We start from the raw sequence: 1,204 nt of genomic DNA, 5'->3' as shown, positions 1-1,204 counted from the left end.
CCTCATTTTACAATTTATGACAATAACAATGGAATACAATAAAATAACAGAATGATAATGTTAACTAATAATAGTAATAAATGAATATCATTTTTAGTTTTAAAATATAAGAATAATAATAAAAACATGACAATTATAATAATGACTGCACCTGGTAAGAACCATAAAACTGTTGCGGTATACCATATTATAGGTAAAGCCATAACTAAGAATGAAATAATAGTAGCAACGATTGCAATTATTTTATTTTTATCTTTCATTATTTTAAACACCTCCTTTTATTCGATATATTATTGATTATTTTCAAGTTCATTATTCATAATAGCAGAAACTTTTTCATTGTATTCATGCTGATTGATTTCGCCGTTGTCTTTCTGAATGCTCAATTGATTAACTTGTTTTTGATGTTCTCGTGACATTCCGTTTATTGAAAAATCCAATGCAGGTAAATTATTTAAATCAACTTTTTTATCGTTATTTTTGTTGGGTGTTTTACTAGGGTACATAGGACTGTTTTCTTGAATTTTTTCATATTCTTGACTTTGTTTATCGGTCATATCATTAAATTTACTTGTAATATTTCCAGAAATTTTATCAACGGTAGCAGCCCAGTTGATCGGATAACCAGCACCATCAGCAACTAAGTATTCAACAAGATATTGATTTTCATTACTTCTTTGTAAATTGGTTTTAAATTCTTTTACTTGTGCCTCAGTAGCACCATTATTAATATAATCATCATGAACAATGACTTCTGCTTGTTTTGGGCTAATTATACTTTGCGGATTTGTATAGTTTGATTTCTTTTGATTATTAGACTTATCTACATGTTCATTATTATCTTTTTTTGTTTGTTTTTTAGTTTCTGACTCTTTATTTTTCGTCTTTTTCTCATGACCAGTTTTCTTATCATCATTCTTATCCGTATTATTTTCGTGTTGCCCACATGCTGTTAGTAATAATGCTGACGATAGTAAAGATACGCCTAATAATTTGAATTTCATTTTGTTATTCTCCTTTGTTTATATTTGTTTATATTCAAATACCGTCAACGGTTCAACTCCATAATGTAATCGCTACATCGAGCATTCAAGCCATATTTTTATTTAAAATGTTCTATTGTGTTTAAAACAAATTGTTGTATTAATTCAAATTATTTTACTAACTTATACAGGTTATATATACCTGTCTCTTATACACATCT

General features: G+C 27.2%; 2 protein-coding genes. Both read right to left on the bottom strand.

Going from position 1 to position 1,204, the window contains the following annotated elements; translation table 11 throughout:
* Window positions 1-14 precede the first annotated feature (14 nt).
* On the bottom strand, window positions 15-260 hold the full coding sequence (locus CD113_RS12470; protein ID WP_002464479.1) for a hypothetical protein: 246 nt from the start codon (window positions 258-260) through the stop codon (window positions 15-17).
* A gap of 30 nt (window positions 261-290) precedes the next feature.
* Complete coding sequence (locus tag CD113_RS12465; RefSeq protein ID WP_002464480.1) at window positions 291-1,004, bottom strand: hypothetical protein; 714 nt, start codon at window positions 1,002-1,004, stop codon at window positions 291-293.
* Between the last annotated feature and the right edge of the window lie 200 nt (window positions 1,005-1,204).

Source organism: Staphylococcus simiae (assembly GCF_002902085.1).
GTDB classification, from domain to species: Bacteria; Bacillota; Bacilli; order Staphylococcales; family Staphylococcaceae; genus Staphylococcus; species Staphylococcus simiae.
This window is presented reverse-complemented; position numbering and strand designations above follow the sequence as displayed.

Bases quoted from the DNA above. Each gene is read 5' to 3' on its own strand.
- CD113_RS12465 (WP_002464480.1), bottom strand. From the start codon at position 1,004: ATGAAATTCAAATTATTAGGCGTATCTTTACTATCGTCAGCATTATTA.
- CD113_RS12470 (WP_002464479.1), bottom strand. From the start codon at position 260: ATGAAAGATAAAAATAAAATAATTGCAATCGTTGCTACTATTATTTCA.